Consider the following 22,940-nt stretch of genomic DNA (forward strand, 5'->3'; position numbering starts at 1 on the left):
GTGGACCCGCACCCCGCACTGACCGCCGTCATCGCCCGGCAGACGCCGCTGACCTGGGCGTTCATCGGCGACAGCGTGACCGCCGGGACCTGGCACACCTACGGCGCCCGGTCGTACCCCGAGCTGTTCACCGAACGCCTGCGCGAGCTGGGTCGGACCGCGGACGCGTTCGTCAACACCGCCGTGAGCGGCTACACCGTCACCGACCTCGACGAGCGTCTCGACCGGCTCGCCCTGCGCTTCCGGCCGGACGTCGTGGTGGTGGGCATCGGACTCAACGACACGAAGCACGGCGAGGCCGGCCTGGCCGCGTTCTCGTCCACCTACCGGTCGGTCGTCGAGCGGCTCCGCACCGGGGCGGACAGCCTGGTCGTGGCCCAGACCCCGAACGACACCCTGCCGACGGCTCCCGAGCACGTCGTCGAGCACCTCCCCCGCTACGTCGACGCGATCCGGGCCGTCGCCACCGACACCGCGGCGCCCCTGGTCGACCACTACGCCGTGTGGACCGACACCGACCGGCCGGCGCCCGAGCACTGGTACGCCATGGGGTGCCACCCCGGCCAGCACGGTCACCGGGCCATGGCCCGCACCCTGCTCGACGCCTTCGGGGCCTGGGATCCCACGAGCCGCTCCGGCCGCCTCACGATTCCCTGACCCACGGACGAAGGCAGCAGCAGCGTGCCGGGCAGGACCCACTCGATCCCAGACGCGGAATGGAAGGTGCCGATGACCACGACGGTGCAGGCCAGGACGACCGACCCGCTGACACTCTTCCGTACCGGCACGGTGATTCCCGCGCATCCTCTGGCGCTGGACGCCCACCTCAAACTCGACGAACGCCGCCAACGCGCCCTCACCCGCTACTACCTGGAGGCCGGCGCCGGCGGCGTCGCCGTCGCCGTACACACCACCCAGTTCGCCATCCACGAGCCCCGCCACGGCCTGCTCCGGCCCGTCCTCGAACTGGCCGCCACCACCGCCGCCGAGTACGAGACCCCCGACACCATCCTCGTCGCCGGCGCCTGCGGGCCGACCCGACACGCCGTCGCCGAGGCGGAGCTGGCCGCCGAACTCGGCTACCACGCGATCCTGCTCGCCCCGTACGGCGCCGGCGACCTCACCGAGGACGAGCTGGTCCAGCGGGCGGCGGCGGTGGGCGAGGTGCTGCCGGTGATCGGGTTCTACCTGCAACCGGCCGTCGGCGGCCGGGTTCTGTCCCGGTCGTTCTGGACCAGCCTGGCGGACCTGCCGTCGGTCATCGGCATCAAGGTCGCCCCGTTCGACCGGTACGCGTCGCTCGACGTCATCCTCGGCGTGGCCGCGTCGGGGCGCAGCACCGACATCGCCCTCTACACCGGCAACGACGACCACATCGTCGGCGACCTGCTCTCGCGCTACCCCGTCGACGGCTCCCGGGAAATCGAGTTCGTCGGTGGGCTGCTCGGTCAGTGGTCGGTGTGGACGCAGCGCGCGGTGCACCTGCACCGGACCGCCCGGCGGGCGAAGGCCGGCGACCCGGACGCGCTGCGCGAGGCGTTCGCCACCGAACTCGCCCTCACCGACGCCAATGCCGCCATCTTCGACGTCGCCGGCAGGTTCCACGGCTGCCTCTCCGGCATCCACGAGGTGCTGCGCCGGCAGGGGCTGCTCGCCGGGCTGTGGTGCCTGGACGAGCGCGAATCGCTCAGCCCGGGTCAGCTCGCGGAGATCGACCGGGTGTGGCGGGCGTACCCGCAACTGCGCGACGACGACTTCGTCGCCGAGCACCTCGACCGCTGGCTGTCGTGAGCGCCACGGCAGGGTCGGGGCCACGGCTCTCGCTGGGCAGCCTCGCGGCCGCACCGCGGGGGTGCGGTGGCTGGATCGGGCCGGCGGTGGACCCGCGCGCGGTGCGGGTCGGCATGGTGCACCTCGGCATCGGTGCCTTCCACCGGGCACACCAGGCGACCTTCACCGAACTGGCCGCGGCCGCCGCCGGCCGCGACGACTGGGGTATCACCGCGGTGACGCAACGCTCCACGGCCGTACGCGACCAGTTGACGGCGCAGGACGGCCTCTACTCCGTGCTGGAGCGCGGGCCGGCAGCCGCGCCCCTGCGGGTGGTCGGCAGTGTCCGGGAGGTCCTCGCCGGGCCGCACGATCCGGCGGCGGTCGTCGACCGCCTCGCCGATCCCGCCGTCCGGCTGATCACCCTCACGGTCACCGAGAAGGGCTACCGGCGAGGCGGCGACGGCCGGTTGGACCTGACGGATCCGGAGGTCGTCGCCGACCTGCGGGGCCGCCCGCCCCGCACCGCCGTCGGTCAACTCGTCCGCGGGCTGCGACGACGGCAGGCACTCGACGCCGGTCCGGTCACGATCCTGTCCTGCGACAACCTGGTCGGCAACGGCAGGGTCCTGCGCCACCTGGTGCACGACTTCCTGGCCGCGCTGCCGTCGGCCGAGGGCGACGTGCTCGCCGACTGGATCGCCGGGGCGGCCCGTTTTCCGTCCTGCGTGGTCGACCGGATCGTCCCGGCCACCACCCCCCGGGACCGTGCCGAGGCCGCGGCGATCCTGGGTCTGCGCGACGAGGGCCTCGTGGTCGCCGAGCCCTTCCGGCAGTGGGTGATCGAGGACGACTTCGCGGCCGACCGACCGGCCTGGGAACTGGCCGGAGCGGTGCTCACCGATGACGTCGCCGCCTGGGAGGCCGTCAAGCTGCGCATGCTCAACGGCACCCACTCCCTGCTCGCCTATCTGGGCGCGCTGCGCCGACACGAGACGATCGCGCAGGCGCTCGCCGACGACGACCTCGCCGCGACCGCCGACGCGCTGATGGCCGAGGACGTCGCGCCCACGCTGCGCGTCCCGCGGGGACTGGATCTGGACCGCTACCGACGCGAGGTCCTCACCCGCTTCGCCAACCCGGCGCTGCGGCACCGCACCGCCCAGGTGGCGATGGACGGGTCCCAGAAGCTGCCGGTCCGGCTGGTGGGCACCGTTCGGGACCGCCTCGCCGCCGGTGTGGTGCCCCACCATGCCGCGCTGGCGATCGCCGCGTGGATGACGTACGTCGCCGACGTCCGCGACAGGGCGGTGCCGTTGGAGGACCCGTTGGCCGACCGGCTGTGCGCCGCGGTGGTGGCCGGCGGCAGCGATCCGCACCGCCTGGTCAGTTCCTTCCTGGACGTCCGGGAGATCTTCGGGGCTGACCTCCGGGACCACGACGGTCTGCGGGCCGCCCTGGTCGACCACGTCGCCCGCCTGCGGTGCGACACCACCGCTCCGGCGTAGGGCTCGGCGACCGCCGTGCTGGAAGCATGGCCGCCCCGGGGCGGTGAGCCAGCCGCCCCGGGGCCGCACACCGTGCTGGTCGCCCTGCTTCAGGTCCGGTCCGCGCGCGGCACACATGGACTGCGCACCGCCGCACGCGGTGTCGCCGCCGGCGGCGTCCTCCTGGCCCTGGCGTGCGCGCTGTACGCGGCCGCCGCCGTCGACGGCGTCGCACTCGCCGTGTTGCTGCACGACATCACGCGCGTGCCGAACAGCGCCCGTTCGTGACGGTCGCACGGGCGCCTTCGGCTACGTCATCGGGCGTCACGACCCTTCGAGAAACGGCACCTGGCACTCGCTCCAGTCGGGCGAGCCGTGCTGCCAACCAGTTGGCCGCCTTCCGACCTGGAGCGGGATGATCGGCCCCCCGTCGGCGAGAGGCGCATACCGGTCGGGCTGTCCGGTGAGCAGGTGGCACTCGTTGTCGACGGCGGCGAGCAGAGCGCTCGCGGCGTCGAAGCGCCCCAGCATGAGGTGCGCCATGGCGCACGCCCGCCAGTTGAGGGGGTCGACCGTCAGCACCGCGGCGGCCGGATGGTTGACGACCATGTCGAGGCGGTCCGCGTCGGCCAGCCGAAACGCCTCGGCAAGGCACGCCACCGGCAGCCCGAACATGCACCCCTCGTCGGCCACCTCGGCAATCACCTCGCCCACGTCGATCGACTCCTCGGCGAACGCGAGGATCGCCGAGGAGTCGAGGATCACCCGGATCGGGAGGCCGTTCAGGCGGCGCGGAGGAGAAACCCGGTCTGCCGGCACCTCAGCCTCCACGACGATGCGGTGCGCCACGCCGGCCCGAGCCTTGCGGGGCGTCGACGACCGACTCCCCGCCAGCGCCACGGCGGGGCGAATGACCGGCACCGCTTCGCTGCGGCCGTGTCGTAGCTGGTTTCGACACCGGAGTGATCCCTTCTGACGGTGTACGCATGCGGAAGGCAGACAGGCACGGCGGTGACGGGAAGAGGTCAGCCGCCGACAGATTCGCGTCGGGTGAGCTGCGCCGGCGTCCCGCCCGCTCCTGGGCTGCGCCACATCGGGTAGGCGGTGCTCCCGTCGGGGAGCGTGAAGGGCTCATGGGCGACGTAGCCGTGCCGGGTGTAGAGGTCACGTTCGGTGAGGGTGGTTGCCTCGGTGTAGGCGGGCAGCAAGGCGTGGTCCATCCGGGCGTGGCTCGTGGTGAGCAGGGCGCCGGCGCGGTTGACGCCTCGCCGGTCCGGCGTGGCAGCGAAGAACGCCAGGTGGTTGTGGGGGCCGGTGGGCCGATGGGCGGCCAGGACGCCGTCGAGGCAGAGGAAACGATCGAGGTGGTCGCCGCAGGCGACGGCGAGCCGTTCGCCGTATCCGGTCGGTGGCGGGATCTGGCCGTACCGGTGGAACCAGACCGCGGCGGCGGAGTGGTCGTCGAGGAGGTAGGCCTCGCCGAAGAGGAGCGCGTGTTCGGTCCAGATCCGGGTGACGGCGCGGAGCACGTCGTGTCGACGGCACTCGTCGGGTACGAGCCATGCCCCGATGGCGCTGGTGGCGAGGGCAGCGGCGACGAGGTGGACGACCTCGCCGATGTCGCACCACCGGGCACGTCCGAGCGGCAGGGTTTCCTTCATGACTTCTCCTCTTCACGGGTACGGCTGGTCGACAGACGGAGCAGCCGCAGGCAGATGGACTTGTTCGATCAGGCCCGGCCCGCGCCGGCCGACAACGGTGCCGGGAGTCCAGGCGGCTTGATCAGTACGACGGAAGGCGCCGGGTCGATGCAGGGCATCGCTCCCCCGCCCGGACGCGGGCCCACGCCCCTCGTCGTGCGGACACGGCATCTGGTCGTTCGCCCGCCCCCGAGTCCGGTGGCCACAGCGACGACCCGTCAGCGGACCGTCCAGGCGATCGTGGTGATGCCGACGCCGCCAGCGGTACCGCTCGTCATCGCGACAGCGACCACCACTGCCCGAAGCGGGTTGCCGACATGGCGAACCGCTACCCGTACGCCGTCCGTTGGGTCTTTCCGCCTCCGATGACTTCCGGTGGTGACGGCGACGATGCGTCCGGGGCCGGGCGCAAGGGCTCAGGCGGGTCGGGTATCGGGCTGGCGCGGCCGGTCCGCGAGTTCCTCGCCGCGGCTGGCGCACCAGCCCTGGGACTCGGGCTCTGGGGCCCACGAACCCAGCGCGGTGCCGACGGCGGTGCCGGTCCACCCGCCGGCGGAGCTGTTGCCCGCCGAGCTGCCAGACGCGGCCGGCGTGACACCGGGAACGTGGGCCGGCGAGGACTGCCGGATCGGGTGGCTCGCCTCGGTTGCGCCGACGCCCGGCGCACCGGCGGGCGTCGACTCCCCCGTCGCGGGTGACGTGGTTGCCGCGCTGCTCGGGATGTGTGGCATGACGCCGGGAATCATCGGCCGCACGGGCATCGGGCCCTCATCGGTGGCGGGTGCCGTGACGGCCGGCACGTCTTCGGCCGGCGCAGGCACGACATCCGCCGGATCGCCGGCCGGGGGCCGGGGCGCGACGGGTGGGCCGACGATCGGCTGGGTCAGCTCGAGCACCGGCGCCAGGGCGGGCGCCAGGGCCTCGACGACCGGCTCGACCACCGGACGAACGACCGCGCCGACCGGCTCGACCACCGGACGAACGACCGCGCCGACCGGCTCGAGCGGGCCGGCCCCGGCGGCCTCCCGCACGGCGGGCGGGGCATCGCCCACGACCCGACGCGTCACCGGTTCGGCCACCTCGGTGACTGAGTCCACTCCGTCGGACGGGATCGCGCCCACCGGCGCCTTCCCCCGCGCCGCCGGGCCGACGCCCACAGCGACGATGGCCGGGGATCCACGGTCGGCGGCCGACGAGGCAGTGCAGGACAGCGAACCGTCCGCGATGGCTCCGGCGCTGTCAAGCAGGTCGCCCAACGCACACAGGCGAGGCGGTCCGGCAGCGTAGGCAGGCTCTTCCGCTGTCGCCTCGGCCATACCCCAGGCTCCGAGGACGCCACCGACCACCAGCGCCCCCCGCAGCATCGTCCGGGCAAATCGGCCGCGAACCCGCACCACACGCACCTCCGGGGACTGCTCTTCCCGACCACGCCGATTGTGCCAACAGTGAACGCATCGACGCGCTCCGACACGCGAACGGACGGCACCCGCCGCCACGGCGACGTCCCCGGGCCGGTCGAGGCGGGCCTGCTCGCGTCGGCGAATCCGCCCGGGGCGTTGAACCCCACCAGCGGTACGGCGAGCCCGAACAGGGCTCGACCCCTCCGGCTACGCCCAACCGGTGAAGAGAGGTGCGGGCTCCGGCCGTCCTACACCGGCTGGCGCCCGCACCTCTCAATCCCCTCGCCGCGTGACACATACGTGTCAAACAACCCGCTGGGAGTCTGCCATAAGGTTGACCATCGCCGCCACCGAACAGCCGACCCCCGGTAACCCGAACGGATGATGCCGAGCGGACCTGATGCCGCTGCGGGGCCGAGGCGTCAGCGCCTCAGATCACCCGCTCGTTCCCCCCGTCCACGGTGATCTGTGCGCCCGTGGTGGCCGCGAACGTCTCCCCGCAGAGCGTGGCGGCCAGGTCGCCGACCCGGGCGCTGGTGATCTCCGTACGGAGCAGGTTCCGGCGCGTGTACTCCGCCACGGTCAGCCCGTAGCGCCGGGCCCGAGCCTCCAGCAACTCGGCACTCCACAGCCCGGTGTCGAAGACCGCGTCGGGATGCAGCACGTTCACCCGGATGCCGTCGGTCGCCCACTCCAGCGCCGCCACCCGGGCCACCTGCGTCACCGCCGCCTTCGATGCGGAGTAGGCGACGGCGCCGGGCCCGGGGGCCAGGGCGTTGCGCGAGGCGACCACGACGACCCGCCCGCCCCGGGGCGCGAGCGCCAGCAGCGGGTGGGTCCGGGAGAACAGGTACGCGACCGACTCCGCGTTCACCGCCATCGTGCGCTGCCAGTCGGCCGGGTCCAGCCCGGCGATCTCCCGACTGGCCGGGAAGATCCCGGCGGCCGCGACGACGATGTCGACTCCGCCGAACCGGTCCACCGCCGTGTCGAGGGCGGCGTCGACGGCTGCGGAGTCGGTGACGTCGACGGTCAGGCCGAGCCGGGCCGGGCCGTCCGACGCGGCGACCGACGGGTCCCGGTCCAGGGCCACCACGCAGGCCCCCCGGGCCAGGAGCGCCTCGGCGCAGGCCCGGCCGATGCCCGAGGCCGCCCCGGTCACCACGGCCACCTCGCCGGCGAACTCCGGCACCGGGCCGCCCCGCCGCAGCTTCGCCTGCTCCAGCTCCCAGTACTCGAGGTCGAAGATGTCCTGCGCCGACAGGGCCTGGTAGCCGCCGACGGCCTCGGCCGCCTCGATCACGTCGACGGTGTGCCGGTAGATGTCCCGGGCCATCATGGCCTCGGCCGCCCGGCGGCCGGCGGTGAGCATCCCCAACTCCGGATCGAGGATCACCCGGGGCGCGGGGTCGAGCGTGGTCAGCGCCGTCCGGGCCCGGGAGCGGTTCTGCTCGACGTACCGGCGGTAGTCGCCGGCGTACCCGGCCACGTCGGTGCCGACGAGCGGGATCCGCTTGGTGCGCAGCACGTGGTCCGGGGTGACCGGGCCGCGGGTGGCGACCGCCGCCAGGTCGGGCCGGTCGAGGAACGCCCGCACGGCCGGGTCCTCGTAGCGGCTGAGCAGCATCGGGGCGCCCGCCGCGGTGGAGACCTCGTGACGCAGCCGGGCCAGGCGCAGCCGGTCGACCGGACGGGGCTTGGCCGGCGCGACCCGGGGGCGCGGCAGGGCCATCCTCTCCTCCGCCAGGGTGACCAGCTCGATGTGCCGGCGGTACGCCTCCTCGGCGTCCGCGCCGAAGGTGAACAGCCCGTGGTTGAGCAGGACCACGCCGACCGTACCGGCGTGGGCGCGTGCCGGGTACAGCTCCGCGCAGAGCCGGGCCAGGTCGAACCCGGGCATGACGTACGGGACCACGACGACGCGGTCGCCGTAGACCTCCTCAACCAGCCGGTCGCCCTTCGGCTGGTTGGTCAGGGCGAGCAGCGCGTCGGCGTGGCTGTGCAGCACGGCCGGGTACGGCAGCAGCGCGTGCAGCAGCGTCTCGACGCTCGGGTCCGGCGCGGTGGCGTCGAGGCGGGCGCAGCGCAGCTCGTTCATCATGTCGCTGTCGGCGAGCCGCTCCAGCCGCAGCAGCGCCCGCAGCCGGTCGAGCCGCAGCGCGGTGAAGCCGGACGCGTCCATGGTCGCCAGGTCGGAGCCGCTGCCCTTGACGTGGAGCACCTCCACCGGTTCCCCGGTGAGGTCGGTGACCGTCGTCTTGGCCGAGGTGTTCCCCCCGCCGTGCAGCACCAGGTCGGTGTCGGCACCGAGCAGCCGGGACGCGTACACGAGTCGCGCGATCGGATCGGAGGCGTCCGGGGCGTCGGCGGCGGACCAGCGGTCGAGCATGGGAGGCGGCTCCTCGCGGGAGGGGTCGGGGTCGGTCAGGCCCGGTCGGTGGGGTCGTCGGGGCGGCCGCCGGCGGTCGGCAGGATGACCCGACGCTCGGTGACGATGGCGGTGACCAGGTCCGCCGGGGTCACGTCGAAGGCGTAGTTGAGCGTACCGGTGCCCTTCGGGGCCAGGTCCGCCGCACCGAGAGCGGTGATCTCCTCGGGGGCGCGTACCTCGATGTGGACGTCCCGGCCGGTCGGGGTGGCCAGGTCGACGGTCGACTCCGGGGCGGCGACCACCATCGGCACCCCGGCGCGGGCCGCCGCCAGGGCCAGCGGGTAGGTGCCCACCTTGTTGATCACGTCGCCGTTGGCGGTGATCCGGTCCGCGCCGACCACGACCGCGTCGACCAGACCCTGGGCCAGCACCGACGCGGCGGCCGAGTCCACCACCAGGGTGTGCGGCGCGCCGATCTGGGCCAGCTCCCACACGGTCAGCCGCGCGCCCTGCAGCAGCGGGCGGGTCTCCGAGGCGTACACGTGGGCCAGCGCCCCGTACTCCTGGAGGGAACGGACCACGCCCAGCGCGGTGCCCCACTCGACGGTGGCCAGGGCCCCGGCGTTGCAGTGGGTCTGCACCGCCACCTGCGGCCCCACCGTCTCGACCAGCCAGCGGGCACCCCGCTCGCTGAGCGCACGGCAGCAGCGGACGTCCTCTTCCAGCACCGTCAGAGCCTCGGCGAGGGCGGCCTCCGCGCCCTCGGCCTCGAGCCGGACGTGTACCCGGTCGACGCCCCAGGCGAGGTTCACGGCGGTGGGGCGGGCGGCCCGGATCGCGTCGACGGCCCGCCGCAACTCCGCCGGGTCGTCCGGATACAGCCGGGCGGCGAGGGCCACGCCGAGCGCCCCGGCGACACCGATCGCGGGTGCGCCCCGGATCGCCAACGACCGGATCGCCGCGATCAACTCCTCGACGGTCCCGATCTCCAGGAACTTGACCTCGTGCGGCAGCCGGGTCTGGTCGATCGCGATGATCAGACCGTCCCGCCAGTCGATGGTCCGCATCCACACCCCTCACTGTCCGGAGCCCATAACCTACGGTGGCCGCCCGCTCCCCCGCTACCTGCCTGCTGGTCGGTGACCACGCCGTGGGATCACATCCGTTCGAGGGTTCGGATGCCGAGCAGGTGCAGCCCCTGCCGCAGTGTCCGGGCGGTCAGGTCGGCCAACAGCAGCCGGCTCTGCCGCAGTTCGTCGGGGGCGCGCAACACCGGGCAGCGTTCGTAGAACGCGCTGAACGTGGTCGCGAGCCGGTGCAGGTGGCCGGCGAGGTGGTGGAACTCCAGGCTCCGCTCCACCTTGCCGACGACCCCGGCGAAGCCGAGCAGCTCGATCGCCAACGCCCGCTCCGACGGCTCGGCGAGCACGACGGGCGCGCCGGGCCGCGGGGCCGTCCCGGCCCGCCGGAACACCGACCGGATGCGGGAGTACGCGTACTGGAGGTAGGGCGCGGTGTTGCCGTCGAGCGACAGCATCCGCTCCCAGTCCAGGACGTAGTCCCGCGCGCGGTCGGTGGAGAGGTCGGCGTACTTGATCGCGCCGATGCCGACGGCCCGGCCGATCTCGGCGGCGGCTGCGGCGTCCAGGTCGGGGTTCTTGGCCCGGGCCAGGTCGGTGGCGCGGGCCACCGCCTCTTCGAGCAGGCCGACCAACTTCACCGACTCGCCCGTCCGGCTGCGCAGCATCCGCCCGTCGGCGCCGAGGATCGAGCCGAAGCCGAGATGCTCGGCCCGGGCGGGCGGGCGCAGCCAACCGGCCGCCCCGGCGACGGCGAAGACCATCGCGAAGTGCTGCTGCTGGGGCAGCCCGACCACGTACAGCAACCGGGTCGCGGCCAGCTCCCCGGTGCGCTGCCGCAGCGCGGCCAGGTCGGTGGCCGGGTAGCCGTAGCCGCCGTCGCTCTTGCGCACGATCAGTGGCAGTGGCTCACCGCTTCGGCCGGTGAACCCGGGCGGGAAGGCGCAGTCCGCCCCGCCACTGGGCACCAGCAGCCCCAGCCGGTCCAGGTCGTCGACGACGTCGGCGAGCAGCTCGTTGTACGCGCTCTCGCCCCGGAAGTCGCTCCCCGTCAGCGTCACGTCGAGCAGGTCGTACACGGACAGGAAGTACCGCTCCGACTGCTCCACCAGCAGCCGCCACAGACGTCGGGTCGACTCGTCACCGCCCTGCAACGCGACCACCCGCCGCCGGGACCGTTCGCGGAACGCCTCGTCGGCGTCGAACTTCGCCCGGGCCGCCTTGTAGAACGAGTCCAGGTCACCCACCGACAACCCGTGCGCCGCCTCGACCTCGCCGAGGTCGGTCAGGTGCTCGATCAGCATCCCGAACGGCGTGCCCCAGTCGCCCAGGTGGTTGACCCGCACCACGCGGTGCCCGAGCCAGTCCAGCAGCCGTACCGCCGCGTCGCCGATGACGGTGGAGCGCAGGTGTCCGACGTGCATCTCCTTGGCCACGTTCGGCGCCGAGTAGTCGACCACCACGGTCTCCGGCACCGCCGCCGGCGGCACGCCGAGCCGGTCGTCGCCGGCCAGCCGGGAAACCAGGTCGGCCAGCGTCCGGTCGGCCACGGTCAGGTTGAGGAAGCCCGGCCCGGAGACCTCCGCCGACGCGCAGACGTCGTCGAGCGCCGCGTGCTCCAGCACCTCGGCGGCGAGGTCGCGCGGCGAGCGGCCGAGCCGCCGGGCCAGCGCCAGCGCCGCGTCGGACTGGAAGTCCGCGCGCGGCGAACGCCGCACCGTCGGGTCGACCGGGGTGCCGGCCACGGTCGCGAACGCTGGTGCCAGCCGGTCGGAGAGCAGCCTTTCAAGATCCATGGGTACGCCGATCTCGCTCGGACCCGCGCTGTCACGCGGGCCGTTGGACGGGGAGATGCGGGCAGACCGAGGACGATCGGCGATGGCCGGCGGCTCGATCCGCCGGTCGCCGGGAACAGGTCAGCGCGGGCGGGCGACGGATCGCCGGCGTCGCTGCGCACCGACCTGGACGTCATACGACGTTCCGGTGCACTGAGCGGTCGCGCTGGTCATGCACGGCAGCGTAGTGGGCCGGCCGGGTCGGGGACACCCCGATTCCGCCGCGCTCGGCGGTCGTACGAATGCGATTGCCGCACGTGTCGGCCGCTGTCAGGATCGCGGTCATGTCTGTTGAGGTGTCCGCTGACGAAGCGCTGACCGCGCTGCACGCGTCGCTCGACGAGCGGCGCCGGCCGGAGGAGGTCGCGCTTCTGGTGTGGCAAGCTGTCGGCGGCCAGCTGGGACTGCGCGAGCGGACGGTGTTGGGCCGGGTGGCCCGGGCCGCGTCCCGGTGGAACGGCTGGAGTTCGATGTCGACCGACTTCACCCGTCCCGTTGGCGGCGGACGACAGGTCGACGCGGCGCTGCGGCTGTTCGAGCTGCCTGGTGTCGATGTCGACGCGGACGATCCGGCCTCGCTGCTGGACTTCAGCGTCCAGCTCAGCGAGTCCCTCGGCGCCGTCGACGCGCGGCGGTTGGACTTCCTGCGGGACCGGCTGAACCGGGAGGCGCGGGCCGCGGCGGGGATCGAGATCTCGAAGCGGCAGTACAACCGGCGTTTCCGGGTGACCCAGCGGGTGGCGGCGAAAGCGGGGCGACTGGAGACGGAGTGGAGTAAGCGGCAGCTGACGATGATCGCGCGGGCCGGGTTCGCGGCGGACATCGACCGGGGCGCGTTCGTCGCCGACCCCTGGGCGGGATGCTTCGTCGCCTACCTCACGGCAAAGCGCAAGCTACGGCGGGAGTTCACCCTGTCCGGCCGGGAGAACCCCTACGACGAGATCGCTGACCTGCTGTTCCGCCGCTGCGTCGACAGTCCGGGCACCGACTGGTGGATGGTCGCGCAGGTCTGGCCGAGCCCGGAGGTGCTCGCGCGACTGTCCGAGGCGCGGCGGGGTGAGCTGCTGGGCCGGTGGTGGGCGACGATGCGGCAGGTCGCGGGTCTACTCAAGCGGGTGTGGGCGGCCAGCGAGTTCGACCGCGCCACCATGATCGTCCGTCGGGGCAACGACTCGTCCACGTGGAATCTGCTGTGCGGCGCCTACAACACCGCCCGAGCGGCCTGGATCAACACGCTGGACGCGTCGGGCAGCACCGGCTTGCTGGACGTGTCCTGCCCTGGCAAGGCGATGATGCTGATCGCCGCTGACCTCGCCGCGTGGCACCGCTCCACCGGCGGCGGACTGCACCCCGACGTGGGCGTGTGGACGCGGCTGCCGCTGCCCTGGGACGTCCTCGACGGGGCGGCAGCCTGCACCCGCCGGGACGTGGAAGCGGCGTGCGCGGACGCCGGTGTCGACCCCGCCAGATCAGGCTGGGTGGGGCCGCGGTCGGTGGGCGACACCGGCGTGTTCCGGCCGACGCCGGAACTGGTGCACGGCGTGTCGATCGCCGACCCGGTCTGGGCATCCGTGCTGCGCTCCGACGGCGTGTTCTCCGGCAAGCCGGCCAAGGCCGGCCGGGCACAGCACCAGGTACCCGCCGGCGTCGTGACCAGCGCGTTGCCGGAACGCGGTGGACAGGGCCCGCAGTGATCGGAGAACATCGTCGGCGGCCCGTCGTAGCTCAGTGGTAGAGCGCCCGGCTCTTAACCGGGTGGACGCTGGTTCGAGCCCAGCCGATCGGGACGTGCGGAGATCCGCTGTAGCTCAGCGGTAGAGCAGCCGGCTAGGGTCCGGCAGGACGCCGGTTCGAGCCCGGTCAACGGATCTCCGCCCCGCCGATCGGCCGAGGGCAGCCAATCCGGCACCTCGTCGGTCCCGAAGGTGGTGCACGAGTTCCGGCCGGCTAAGCAGACGGGGTGACCTGCGGTGGACTCCGCTGAGCGACTGGTACGGCTCCGGCGGTTGCTGGCCGGGCTGCCGGGGCCGTACGGCAACGGACGCCTCTGGACCCTCGTCCGGTCCAGCGACGCCGAAGATCCGTTCCCGGCGGCGTTCGCGTTCCTGACCGAGGCTGCCGTCATCGGCTCCGGCAGCCCGTACGGCACGGCGTCGCAGGCGCCACAGGATGCCGCGGAGTTGTCGGCACGCATGGGCGAGGTGGACCAGGACGCCGCGTCGGCCGTGCTGGTGGGGATGACCGCACGCACGCTCGCCTACCGCACACGGGGCCGCTACCCGATCGGGCAGGCTCGAGACGTGTTCCAGAAGACGATCAGTCTGCTGGGTCACGGCACCCACTGGTGGACCAACACCGATCTGGAAGCATGGAACCCGGTGAGCCGGCACGTCATGGACGCCCTCGTCATCGCCGCTGGCGGTGGCGTCCTGGTCGCGGTGCTGGCCGCGGACGAGGACTGAGACACGGGGTTCGTCGCTTCGCGTCCCGCTTGCCGCATGACGAGCAGGCGCGCACCGCCCACCGGCGCCGGCTCGGGCTGGGCCGGCCGATAGCGTCGCGGTGATGCGTACCCCGTCCGGACCAGCCGGCCTGACCACGGCCGAACGCGCGATCGATGCCCGCTTCCGCGCGGTCCTGGCACGGCTGCCTGAGCGTGGGCCGATCTGCTGGCTGGCCGAGTTCGCGGTCTTCGGGCTCAAACAGGCCTGGGCGTGCGTGTTCGGTGCGGCGATGCTGGCGGTCATCCTCGCGGCGCACCTCTGGTACCCGGCAGACGCGGCACTCGCCCGCAACGACTTCCTGACTCTCACCGCGGTCGCCGTCCAGATCGGGATGGTGGCCGGACGCCTGGAAACCCTGCGCGAACTGCGAGTGGTGGTCCTGTTCCACCTCGTCGGCACGGCCATGGAGCTGTTCAAGACCCACATCGGCTCGTGGTCCTACGCGCCCGACGGGGTCCTGCGACTCGCCGGGGTGCCCCTCTTCAGCGGCTTCATGTACGCCGCCGTCGGCTCCTACATGGTCCGGGTCAACCGGCTGTTCGACCTGCGTTTCGCGCGTTACCCGAAACGCTGGGTGACGGCTGTCGTGGCCGCCGCGATCTATGCCAACTTCTTCAGCAACCACTACGTCCTGGACGTGCGATGGGTGCTCATCGCCGTCGTCGCGCTGGTGTTCGGGCGCTGTGTCATGCAGTTCCGCGTGTTCCGGTTCCGCTTGCGCATGCCGCTCCTGCTGGCCTTCCTCCTCGTCGCCCTCTTCATCTGGCTCGCGGAGAACATCGCCACCTGGTCGCAGGCCTGGCTCTACCCGAGCCAGATGAGCGGTTGGCACCCGGTCTCGCCGGAGAAGCTCGCGTCGTGGTTCCTCCTCATGATCATCTCGGTGGTGATGGTCACCTGGATCTCGCCGCCGCAGCCGCCCGACGACCGGCGCCGGCGGCCCCTCCCGGCGGGGGTGCGTGCTCGCAGCAGTCGTCGCGGCCGCAACCATAGCGGGCCGCAGCCGTACGACTTCCGCGATCCGCCGACCTGGCCTCGGTCGACCTGACCGTCGATACAGTGAGCCCGAACACCTGACGGCACGAACGATCGAGCCGCCGAGCGGGCCCGGCTGCGGCGCCCGCGCGACAGGAGAAGGGCGGTCCGCCTCATGGCGACGAACCGGGACATCGTCTCCCGCGCCCTCGCGAACTGGTCCGCCGGCACCGGCGCCATCTCCGACATCCTCGCTCCCGACGTGCGGTGGGAGATCGTGGGCAACTCGGCGGTGTCGCGCACGTACCACGGCGTCGACGACTTCGTCACCCAGGCGCTGCGGCCGTTCGACGCGCGATTCAGGCCGGAGAGCCCGTACCGGCCGGTGCGCGTGCGGGCGCTCTACGAGGACCCGGACGCGAACACCGTCATCGCCGTGTTCGACGGCACCGGCGTCACCGTCGCCGGTACCACCCACGACAGCACCGTCGCCTGGTTCCTGACCTTCCGCGACGGCAAGGTGGCCGACGGGACGGCGTTCTTCGACAGCATCGCCTTCAACGAGGTCTGGAAGATCCCGCCGGCCTGCTGACCGCGCCGAGCCGTAACGGCTGGGCTGCACGTCGCTGGCGCCAGCCGTCCTCGTGTCGTGGTGGAAGCTGGGGCTTCCCGCTGGTCGGCGAGTGTCGGGGCGACGGTGTCATGGTGCGGAGGCTCTCGACGTGTCGGCTCCGCGAGGAGAGGCGTCGAGGATCTGAGCGAGTGCGGACGTCACGTCCTGGAGGCGGTCGTGTCCGACCACGGCACCCCAGCGGGCCTCCAGGTCCGCGAAGAATCTCGTGGCGACCTCGGCGGCCCGGGTGCCGCGGTCGGCGTAGACGACGACGCGACCGCGGCCGTCGGTGGGGTCAGGGACACGCCGCACGTAGTCGCGTTGTTCCAGGTAACCCACGAGTTCGCTCATCGCCTGAGGGGTCATCCCGGCTCGCCTGGCCAGGATGGTGGGCCGGGTGCCGTCACAGTCGATGAACCGGAACACGTTGAGGTAGTGGGTGGGTCGCAGGTCGCCGTGTCCGGTCTCGACGAGGTGGTGGTGAAGTTGGTCGAGGATCAGGTTGAACGCCTGACCGATGAGCTGCGGGAGGAACGGCTTGTCACTTGTGGATCCTTCGGGCACCTTATAATCTCGCCTTCTAAGGTTGCTTGATTACTTGAGCCTAGCCGAACGGAGCAGCATGCCCCAGCCCCACCTCGTCGGCACCTCCGAGGCGGTGCCCACCCAGCGCTTCACCACTGCCATCCCCCATCCCGACCGGTGGCACCGGGCCGGCAACTCGCGCCGGTTGCCGGCCTTGCGACAGCGACACCGACTGCGGGACGCCCCTGGCGCATCCCATCCCTCACCCAACCGGAAGGGGCGTGGCTGTGAGATGGCGTAGGACCGCGAGGGTGGTCGCCGGAATGACCCTCGTCCTGCTTGGCCTGTTATGGATGCTGCAGGGGACCGACCTGATCCGGATAAGGCCGATCCTGTGCGTCGCCGACTGTCAACCCGTCACGGGTGGGTCACCCGGCTGGTTGGCCGCCGGCGTGGTCACCGTGATTGTCGGCCTCGCTGTGGTGGGTTTCCTGCCACGCCGACGCCAACGGTGTCGCGCATAGATCGTCCACCGGCCACCGTTGCACACGCGGAGACATCCAAGACCACCTCAGCCTTTCATCCCCGACGTCAGTCATCGCATCACACCCTGGAGGCTCCATGCCCGGGCAAGCCGGCCCAGCCGTATCCGAGTGGGACGATCAACAAACCGCACTGCGAACGGTGTCCGCCCACCTGCCCGACATTCATGTCACGTCGGTGGTCCCGCTCGGGGCAGGCCTGGACAACATTTCGTACGAGGTGAACGACAACCTCGTGGTCCGGATCTCCAAAGACCCCGACTCTGACGAGCGCACCGCCCGCGCGATCCGTGAATGTCAGCTACTACAGGTGGTCGCACCCGCATCACCTCTGCCGGTGCCCCAACCACTGCTCACGGCGGCCGAAACCGGTGTTCTGGCGTACCCCAAACTGCGCGGCCGCCCACTCCTGTCGATTCGTGAGGCATCGCGCGCGGCGCTGATCCCGTCGGTCGCGACCGCCCTGGGTGAACTTCTCCGCGCCCTTCACGCCATCCCCGCCGACCGCGTGGCCGGGTTGGTCGACATCGACGACACGCCGCTGACCGAGTGGCACCGCGAGGCCGAGGAGTTCTACTCCGTTGTCACCGGGCACATCCCACCTCGACATCGGCCAGCCGTCGACGCCTTCTTCCAGTCCACCCCGCCGCCAGAACCACACACTTCGGTGTTCACCCACAATGATCTCGGCATCGAACATGTCCTCGTCGACCCCGACAACGGTGAGGTCACCGGCATCATCGACTGGAGTGACGCCGCCATCGCCGACCCTGCCTACGACTTCGGCCTGATCTGCCGCGACCTTGGCCCACACGCACTCGACCTCGCCCTAGCCAGGTACGACGCACCTGGGCCCGACCGCACGGGCCTGCACGACCGGGCGGTCTTCTACGCCCGATGCACCCTGTTCGAGGACATGATGTACGGAGTCGACACCGGGCAGAACGCATACATGAGCAAGAGCCTGGAGGCTATGACATGGCTGTTCCGTCAGTAGCGTGAGAGGGCCGCGAGGGAAGGGACCGCGACCGGGACACTGATGGCTGACGACCGACACGGGGCAGCGTCCGGATCCGCACGACCCCGGCAGTCGCCCGGGCCGCCACTGAGGCCGGCGTGCCACCAACACAGCGAACGGTGGTGGTCAGGGCGCCAGCGTCGCGAACACCACGATGTTGTCCTTGTACGACTTCGCTGCCTTGTCGTAGGCGCCACCGCAGGTAATCACGCGGAGCTGCGCCTTGCCGGTGTGACCGTAGACCAGGCTCAGCGGGAGCTTTTTCTTCGGGTAGCGGGCCACCCCGTCGACGACAAAGCGGGCCTTCTTGCCGTCCTGGCGGGGCACCTCGATGGTGTCTCCGGGTTTCAGCGCGCCCAGGCGGAAGAAGACCGCCCGACCCGTGGCGCGTGAGTCGACGTGGCCCACCACCACCGCGGTCCCGACCTCGCCGGGGCTTGGTCCCAGCTTGTACCATCCGGCCGTCTTGGGCTGATCCAGCGGTGGGACCGCGATCTGCTGGTTCCGGTCCAGCCCGAGCGGAACCGTCGGCGCGTCGACGCCGATCCGCGGGATCCTGATGCGGGTGGGCTGCGATCGCGGCATCCCGGCCATCTTCGGCGCGGGAGACGGGCGGGTCGCCGTGGACCCGGGATCGGCTTTGAGGCGGCCGCGAGCACTGTGCGCCTCGCCGTGGGTCGCCGGCGACGCGTTGGCTTCGCTCGGCGTCGGCTCTGGTGTGGTGGGTTCGTCCGCCAACGGTGAAAGCAGGGACTGCGGTGCGGCGGCGGGGTCGGGCTGCGGCGGCCCGACCGGATCAGGAGCCGTGGCCGCGAGCGTGATCAACCCTGCTCCGGCAAGCGTGATGAGGACGACCAGGACGAGGCCAGCGGCCCGCCACGGGAATCCGTGGCGGCCGCTGGCGCTCCTGGCCGCCCTAGGCGACAGTGCCATTGGCGGACCGCCGACGCAGCAGTGCGATGCCACCGAGCACGCCAACGCCCATCATGCTGGCACCGGCCGCCGTCAGAGCACCGGTGTTGGTGCCGGAGAGCGCGCCACCGTCACCGGCCGCGACGCCGGCCGTCTTCGGCAACACCCAGGCTCCGTCCGGACCCGCGTACGCGCCGCTGGCGCCGGCAGGCTGGCCCACCGACGAACCAGCCTTGCCGATACCGGCCTCGACCATCCCGAGGAGGTCGGCGAGCAGATCGGTCTCGACATCCACCTCCACGTCGAGGTCGCGGATGCAGACGACGATGTTGTTTGGCTGGGTTCTGTTGTCGTTCGACGCTGACTGCGCTGCGGACAGGTTGAAGGTGACGATGCTGTTCGTGATGGTGTTGTCCTTGATGATCTGGGTGATGTTCTGCTCGTTGATCTGCTTGTTGGTGGCGCAAGTGACCCCGTTACCCTTCTTGTCGTGCAGGCTGAAGGTCTTCGGCTTGTCGTCTGACTTCTTCTTCGCCTGCCCCTGGTTCGAGGCCGTGGGCTCCTTGGGACCTTCGTCGGTCGCGGCGAGCGCGGTGGCGGGCGCAGCGAGCAGCAGGGCGGCGCTGCCCAGCACCACCCCGCCGGCGAGCTTGGTCAAAAACCTCATCGACATGTTCCTCACTCCCTTCTGGTCGGCTCAGGAGGACGAGCCATGACGAACGTTAGGCCGATTCATGTGAAACAAGAGGTCTTTTCCGGGTTTCGCAACATGTAGCACTTGAGGTGCTATAAGTAGTTGATTCACATTCTCTGGGGCGTAAGGACCGGTCTGTCCGCCTGGGTCCGGTAGCGGCTAGATGCTGCCCGGTGGCGCTGCCACCTGCGCGGCTCGCGGTGGCACCTACGCACCGCTGGCGGGGGAGCCGCCGGCCTGCTGATCGCGACGACTGAGGAACCGCTTCCGCGCCCCGGCCGCTGCCCGGTGACGCGTTGGTGCTCGTCGAGGACCACCTGGCACATGCGGCCTGGCGGGCCTCCGAACACGCGGCGCAGCCCGAGTGGGCGGGCTGGATCAAGCGTCAGCCGGAGCGACGGCGACGTACCCCCAGCAGGCCCGAAGTGTCGGTGATGACGAACCGTTGATCTTCTTGCCCACGTCGTAGGGCGAGGGCGACGCAATGCGATCTTGCCTTGGGCGCGCGAACTCGCAGGTGCCAGCCGGCCGGTACGTCCATCCGCCCCGCCCCGGTCGTCAAGGTAGGGCTGTCCCCACCCCCACCAGGAGGCTCACGGGATCGACCCGCCCCGTCGCGCTCCATACCGTTCGAGCCATGAGATCCAGGGAAGACGTCACCGGCGTCGCGGCGCACGTCGCGGTGTGGAGTGCCCGTCACCGTACGCTCGCCATACTCGGCTGGCTGGTCTTCGTCATCGGCGTCACCGTCCTGAGTGGGCAGGTCGGCATCGTCAAGGCGACCGACAGCGACTTCGGCCTCGGCGAGTCCGGCCACGCCGACCGTATCGTCGAACAGGCCGGCTTCCCCACAGAGCAGGCCGGCGAGATGGTGATCGTCAGCTCGCGCACATCGACGGTGGACGGTCCGGAGGGGCGGGCCGCCATCGCCGAGGTCACCGCCGCCGTGCAGGCCACCGGCGCCACCGACGCGATGGAGCCGCCGGTGATCTCCGGGGACGGGAAGTCGGCGCTGCTCACCTTCGCCATGCACGGCGACCCGCGGACTGCCAAGGACCGGGTCGGGCCGGTCCTCGACGCCGTCGCCGCCGTCCAGCGGGCGCACCCGCAGCTGTACATCGCGCAGGCCGGCGACGCCAGCAGCGACAAACTCGTCGGCGACGACCTCGACGCCGGCCTGACCAGGCTGTCGATGCTCTCCATCCCGGTCACCCTCGGCATCCTGTTCGTCGCCTTCGGCGCGGTCGCCGCCGCGTTGCTGCCGGTCGGGCTCGCCATCACCGCCGTCGTCGCCGCGATCGGCCTGCTCGGCTTCACCAGCCACCTGGCGCCGACCGTCGACACCACCATGCACGTCATGCTGCTCGTCGGGCTGGCCGTCGGCGTCGACTACTGCCTGTTCTACATCCGCCGGGAGCGCGACGAACGCCGCAACGGCGCGGATCCGCAGCGCGCGCTGGTCATCGCCGCGCAGACCTCCGGCCGGTCGGTCTGGATCTCCGGGCTGACCGTCATCGTCGCCATGGCCGGCATGTTCCTCACCCGTGACACCACCTTCGTCAGCTTTGCCGTCGGCACCATCCTCGTCATCGCGACCGCGGTGCTCGGCTCGCTGACGGTCCTGCCGGCGCTGCTGTCCGCGCTCGGCGACCGCGTCGATTCGGGCCGGATCCCCGTCCTGTACCGCACCCGTTCCGACGGCCGGGTGTGGGGCACGGTTCTGCGGCTCGTCCTGCGCCGCCCGCTGGTCTCGGCGGTGCTCGCCGCCGTGGCTCTCGGCGCGCTCGCCGCACCCGCACTGGACCTGCGTACGAAGGGGGAGGGTGTCGAGGACCTGTCTCCGAGCGCGCCGATCGCGCAGGCGTTCGTGGCGATCCAGACGGCGTTCCCAGGCGGCGCCGCCCCGGCCGAGATCGTGGTCAAGGCCCCGCAGGTCACGGGGCCCGCCTGGAACGGTGCGATGGCGGCGTTCAAGGAGCAGGCGTTGGCGACCGGCCGGTTGCACGAGCCGATCACGGTCGAGGTCAACCCCGCCGGCACGGTCGCCGTCGTCAGCGTCGGGCTGTCCGGCTCCGGCGGGGACCGCACCTCCGAGGAGGCCCTGGCGACCCTGCGCGGAACCGTGCTGCCGGCGACGCTCGGCCGGCTGCCCGACGCCTGGGTCGGCGTCACCGGCGCCACCGCCACCTCCCAGGATTTCAACGACCAGCTCGCGAAGTCCCTGCCGCTGGTCTTCGGGTTCGTTCTCGGCCTGGCCTTCCTGCTCCTGCTGGTGTCGTTCCGGTCCGTCGTCGTGGCCGTCACCGGCGTGCTGCTCAACCTGCTGTCCGTCGCCGCGGCCTACGGCATGCTGGTCTACGTCTTCCAGTACGGTCACTTCGAGTCGCTGCTCGACTTCCGCGCCGCCGACGGCATCACCAACTGGATGCCGCTGTTCCTGTTCGTCATCCTGTTCGGGCTGTCGATGGACTACCACGTCTTCGTCGTCAGCCGGATCCGGGAGGGCCACGACCGAGGACTACCGACCCGGCTGGCGGTCACCGAGGGGATCACCCGCACGGCCGGGGTCATCACCAGCGCGGCGACGGTGATGGTGGCCGTGTTCGCGCTATTCGCCACGCTGCCGATGGCCGCTCCCAAGCAGCTCGGCGTCGGGCTCGCCGCAGCCGTGCTGCTCGACGCGACGATCGTCCGCGCGGTACTGCTGCCGGCGGTCATGGCCCTGCTCGGCGAGAAGAACTGGTGGCTGCCCCGGTGGCTGGAATGGCTCCCGCGCGTGTCGCACGACCTGCCCGCGGCCCCGCAGCAGGAGCGCACGCTGGCGACGACGGGGGCATGACCCCGCCCGCCGAACCCGGCCCTACCCGTCCTCGGGTCAAGGCCGGGTTCGCCGTCGGGTCAGGCGCGTGACCGAACCTCCGGTCCCGAGGGCCGGCACGCCGGGCGGCGGGCCCGAGGTCGGATCCGGGGTCGCCGGCGCGGCCGGTTGCCTGGGCGGCGTGACGCGGTCGGCCGCCGCGGGGTCAGGCCGCTTCCAGCTCCCGCTTCAACCGGCGCAGGGTCTCCCGCATGCCGTTCCGGTTCACGGTCGGGCGGTCGCCCGACGCCCTGCCGGTGAAGATCCGGCCGAGAACGCGGGCCGTCCCGTTGCGCCGGTCCTGCCAGTACTCGGTCACCTCGGTGCCGCCGTCGGTCTCGCTGAACCGGTAGCCCCAGCGGGCCACCGGCTGGCCGAAGGTGGTGACGTCGAAGGCGAACTCGCTGCCCGGCGTCGCGGTGACAACCCGGCAGGTGGTGAACCACAGCAACGGGCCGCGACGGTTCCAGCCGACGAACCGTCGCGGCTGCCCGCTGTCGCGCCGGGTGACCCAGACCGCGACGCACTCCGGGCTCCACCTGGCCATCCGCCGTACGTCGGCGACGGCCGCGTAGACCGTCCCCGCCGGTGCCGTGACGGTGATCTGTTCGGCGACTTCTGGACAGTGCCCGGCTGCCTGCGCGGTCATGCCGCAACC

General features: G+C 71.9%; 20 protein-coding genes and 2 tRNA genes. 12 read left to right on the top strand and 10 right to left on the bottom strand.

Annotated features, from left to right (window positions below; translation table 11 throughout):
• From ACGFZ2_RS29450 to ACGFZ2_RS29465, 4 genes are all read left to right on the top strand, one after another.
• Positions 1–657 carry an SGNH/GDSL hydrolase family protein gene (locus ACGFZ2_RS29450; RefSeq protein WP_393459155.1) on the top strand — a complete coding sequence of 219 codons (657 nt, stop codon included), beginning with the start codon at positions 1–3 and terminating at the stop codon, positions 655–657.
• A gap of 72 nt (positions 658–729) precedes the next feature.
• The gene (locus ACGFZ2_RS29455) at positions 730–1,791 is read left to right on the top strand and encodes a dihydrodipicolinate synthase family protein (protein ID WP_393459158.1); all 1,062 of its coding nucleotides are present in this window, start codon (positions 730–732) and stop codon (positions 1,789–1,791) included.
• Positions 1,788–3,278 carry a mannitol dehydrogenase family protein gene (locus ACGFZ2_RS29460; RefSeq protein WP_393459161.1) on the top strand — a complete coding sequence of 497 codons (1,491 nt, stop codon included), beginning with the start codon at positions 1,788–1,790 and terminating at the stop codon, positions 3,276–3,278. The genes ACGFZ2_RS29455 and ACGFZ2_RS29460 overlap by 4 nt, the downstream gene beginning before the upstream one ends.
• Positions 3,279–3,293: 15 nt before the next feature.
• Positions 3,294–3,545 (top strand): hypothetical protein, encoded by a 252-nt coding sequence (locus tag ACGFZ2_RS29465; RefSeq protein WP_393459164.1) that lies wholly within the window; start codon positions 3,294–3,296, stop codon positions 3,543–3,545.
• 36 nt (positions 3,546–3,581) lie between these two features.
• Here ACGFZ2_RS29465 and ACGFZ2_RS29470 read toward each other — a convergent pair whose 3' ends face one another.
• The 6 genes from ACGFZ2_RS29470 to argS form a co-directional block, all read right to left on the bottom strand.
• Positions 3,582–4,106 carry a hypothetical protein gene (locus ACGFZ2_RS29470; protein WP_393269151.1) on the bottom strand — a complete coding sequence of 175 codons (525 nt, stop codon included), beginning with the start codon at positions 4,104–4,106 and terminating at the stop codon, positions 3,582–3,584.
• A gap of 176 nt (positions 4,107–4,282) precedes the next feature.
• Complete coding sequence (locus ACGFZ2_RS29475; protein WP_393459167.1) at positions 4,283–4,918, bottom strand: hypothetical protein; 636 nt, start codon at positions 4,916–4,918, stop codon at positions 4,283–4,285.
• A gap of 455 nt (positions 4,919–5,373) precedes the next feature.
• Positions 5,374–6,273 carry a hypothetical protein gene (locus ACGFZ2_RS29480; protein ID WP_393459170.1) on the bottom strand — a complete coding sequence of 300 codons (900 nt, stop codon included), beginning with the start codon at positions 6,271–6,273 and terminating at the stop codon, positions 5,374–5,376.
• A gap of 514 nt (positions 6,274–6,787) precedes the next feature.
• Positions 6,788–8,746 carry a bifunctional aldolase/short-chain dehydrogenase gene (locus ACGFZ2_RS29485; RefSeq protein ID WP_393459173.1) on the bottom strand — a complete coding sequence of 653 codons (1,959 nt, stop codon included), beginning with the start codon at positions 8,744–8,746 and terminating at the stop codon, positions 6,788–6,790.
• Positions 8,747–8,781: 35 nt separating this feature from the next.
• On the bottom strand, positions 8,782–9,795 hold the full coding sequence (gene mtnA / locus ACGFZ2_RS29490; protein ID WP_393459176.1) for an S-methyl-5-thioribose-1-phosphate isomerase: 1,014 nt from the start codon (positions 9,793–9,795) through the stop codon (positions 8,782–8,784).
• Between the two features lie 89 nt (positions 9,796–9,884).
• Positions 9,885–11,603 (bottom strand): arginine--tRNA ligase, encoded by a 1,719-nt coding sequence (gene argS / locus ACGFZ2_RS29495; RefSeq protein WP_393459179.1) that lies wholly within the window; start codon positions 11,601–11,603, stop codon positions 9,885–9,887.
• Positions 11,604–11,926: 323 nt separating this feature from the next.
• Between argS and ACGFZ2_RS29500 the strand changes: the two genes are divergently transcribed.
• The 6 genes from ACGFZ2_RS29500 (at position 11,927) to ACGFZ2_RS29525 (ending at position 15,713) form a co-directional block, all read left to right on the top strand.
• Positions 11,927–13,336, top strand: coding sequence for a hypothetical protein (locus ACGFZ2_RS29500; protein WP_393459182.1), 1,410 nt, complete (start codon positions 11,927–11,929; stop codon positions 13,334–13,336).
• Positions 13,337–13,356: 20 nt separating this feature from the next.
• Positions 13,357–13,429, top strand: a tRNA-Lys gene (locus ACGFZ2_RS29505).
• Positions 13,430–13,439: 10 nt separating this feature from the next.
• Positions 13,440–13,511, top strand: a tRNA-Pro gene (locus ACGFZ2_RS29510).
• Between the two features lie 101 nt (positions 13,512–13,612).
• Complete coding sequence (locus ACGFZ2_RS29515) at positions 13,613–14,104, top strand: hypothetical protein (protein WP_393459185.1); 492 nt, start codon at positions 13,613–13,615, stop codon at positions 14,102–14,104.
• A gap of 103 nt (positions 14,105–14,207) precedes the next feature.
• Positions 14,208–15,194: a DUF817 domain-containing protein gene (locus tag ACGFZ2_RS29520; protein ID WP_393459188.1), complete on the top strand. Its 987-nt coding sequence runs from the start codon at positions 14,208–14,210 to the stop codon at positions 15,192–15,194.
• Between the two features lie 102 nt (positions 15,195–15,296).
• Complete coding sequence (locus ACGFZ2_RS29525) at positions 15,297–15,713, top strand: nuclear transport factor 2 family protein (RefSeq protein WP_393459191.1); 417 nt, start codon at positions 15,297–15,299, stop codon at positions 15,711–15,713.
• 108 nt (positions 15,714–15,821) lie between these two features.
• On the opposite strand, the gene ACGFZ2_RS29530 is transcribed toward ACGFZ2_RS29525, so the two are convergent.
• On the bottom strand, positions 15,822–16,298 hold the full coding sequence (locus ACGFZ2_RS29530; protein ID WP_393269125.1) for a MarR family winged helix-turn-helix transcriptional regulator: 477 nt from the start codon (positions 16,296–16,298) through the stop codon (positions 15,822–15,824).
• A gap of 645 nt (positions 16,299–16,943) precedes the next feature.
• Here ACGFZ2_RS29530 and ACGFZ2_RS29535 point away from each other — a divergent pair.
• Complete coding sequence (locus ACGFZ2_RS29535) at positions 16,944–17,798, top strand: phosphotransferase family protein (RefSeq protein ID WP_393459194.1); 855 nt, start codon at positions 16,944–16,946, stop codon at positions 17,796–17,798.
• 147 nt (positions 17,799–17,945) lie between these two features.
• Here the strand turns inward: ACGFZ2_RS29535 and ACGFZ2_RS29540 are convergent, their stop codons facing one another.
• Entirely contained in the window at positions 17,946–18,644 is a 699-nt protein-coding gene (locus ACGFZ2_RS29540; protein ID WP_393269116.1) for a class F sortase, read from the bottom strand.
• Positions 18,645–18,735: 91 nt separating this feature from the next.
• A complete protein-coding gene (locus tag ACGFZ2_RS29545) occupies positions 18,736–19,389 on the bottom strand; it encodes a hypothetical protein (protein ID WP_393459196.1) in 654 nt (217 codons plus the stop codon).
• A 673-nt stretch (positions 19,390–20,062) separates the two neighbouring features.
• On the opposite strand from ACGFZ2_RS29545, the gene ACGFZ2_RS29550 reads away from it, so the two are divergent.
• Positions 20,063–22,264, top strand: a complete 2,202-nt coding sequence (locus tag ACGFZ2_RS29550; protein ID WP_393269113.1) for an MMPL family transporter — start codon at positions 20,063–20,065, stop codon at positions 22,262–22,264.
• A gap of 184 nt (positions 22,265–22,448) precedes the next feature.
• Here the strand turns inward: ACGFZ2_RS29550 and ACGFZ2_RS29555 are convergent, their stop codons facing one another.
• Positions 22,449–22,931 carry an SRPBCC family protein gene (locus tag ACGFZ2_RS29555; protein WP_393459199.1) on the bottom strand — a complete coding sequence of 161 codons (483 nt, stop codon included), beginning with the start codon at positions 22,929–22,931 and terminating at the stop codon, positions 22,449–22,451.
• Between the last annotated feature and the right edge of the window lie 9 nt (positions 22,932–22,940).

The sequence above is a fragment of the Micromonospora sp. NPDC048063 genome (assembly GCF_043202855.1).
GTDB lineage: Bacteria > Actinomycetota > Actinomycetes > Mycobacteriales > Micromonosporaceae > Micromonospora.

Bases quoted from the DNA above. Each gene is read 5' to 3' on its own strand.
- ACGFZ2_RS29455 (WP_393459158.1), top strand. From the start codon at position 730: ATGACCACGACGGTGCAGGCCAGGACGACCGACCCGCTGACACTCTTC.
- ACGFZ2_RS29475 (WP_393459167.1), bottom strand. From the start codon at position 4,918: ATGAAGGAAACCCTGCCGCTCGGACGTGCCCGGTGGTGCGACATCGGC.
- ACGFZ2_RS29480 (WP_393459170.1), bottom strand. From the start codon at position 6,273: ATGGCCGAGGCGACAGCGGAAGAGCCTGCCTACGCTGCCGGACCGCCT.
- ACGFZ2_RS29485 (WP_393459173.1), bottom strand. From the start codon at position 8,746: ATGCTCGACCGCTGGTCCGCCGCCGACGCCCCGGACGCCTCCGATCCG.
- mtnA (WP_393459176.1), bottom strand. From the start codon at position 9,795: ATGCGGACCATCGACTGGCGGGACGGTCTGATCATCGCGATCGACCAG.
- argS (WP_393459179.1), bottom strand. From the start codon at position 11,603: ATGGATCTTGAAAGGCTGCTCTCCGACCGGCTGGCACCAGCGTTCGCG.
- ACGFZ2_RS29500 (WP_393459182.1), top strand. From the start codon at position 11,927: ATGTCTGTTGAGGTGTCCGCTGACGAAGCGCTGACCGCGCTGCACGCG.
- ACGFZ2_RS29520 (WP_393459188.1), top strand. From the start codon at position 14,208: ATGCGTACCCCGTCCGGACCAGCCGGCCTGACCACGGCCGAACGCGCG.
- ACGFZ2_RS29525 (WP_393459191.1), top strand. From the start codon at position 15,297: ATGGCGACGAACCGGGACATCGTCTCCCGCGCCCTCGCGAACTGGTCC.
- ACGFZ2_RS29550 (WP_393269113.1), top strand. From the start codon at position 20,063: ATGAGATCCAGGGAAGACGTCACCGGCGTCGCGGCGCACGTCGCGGTG.
- ACGFZ2_RS29555 (WP_393459199.1), bottom strand. From the start codon at position 22,931: ATGACCGCGCAGGCAGCCGGGCACTGTCCAGAAGTCGCCGAACAGATC.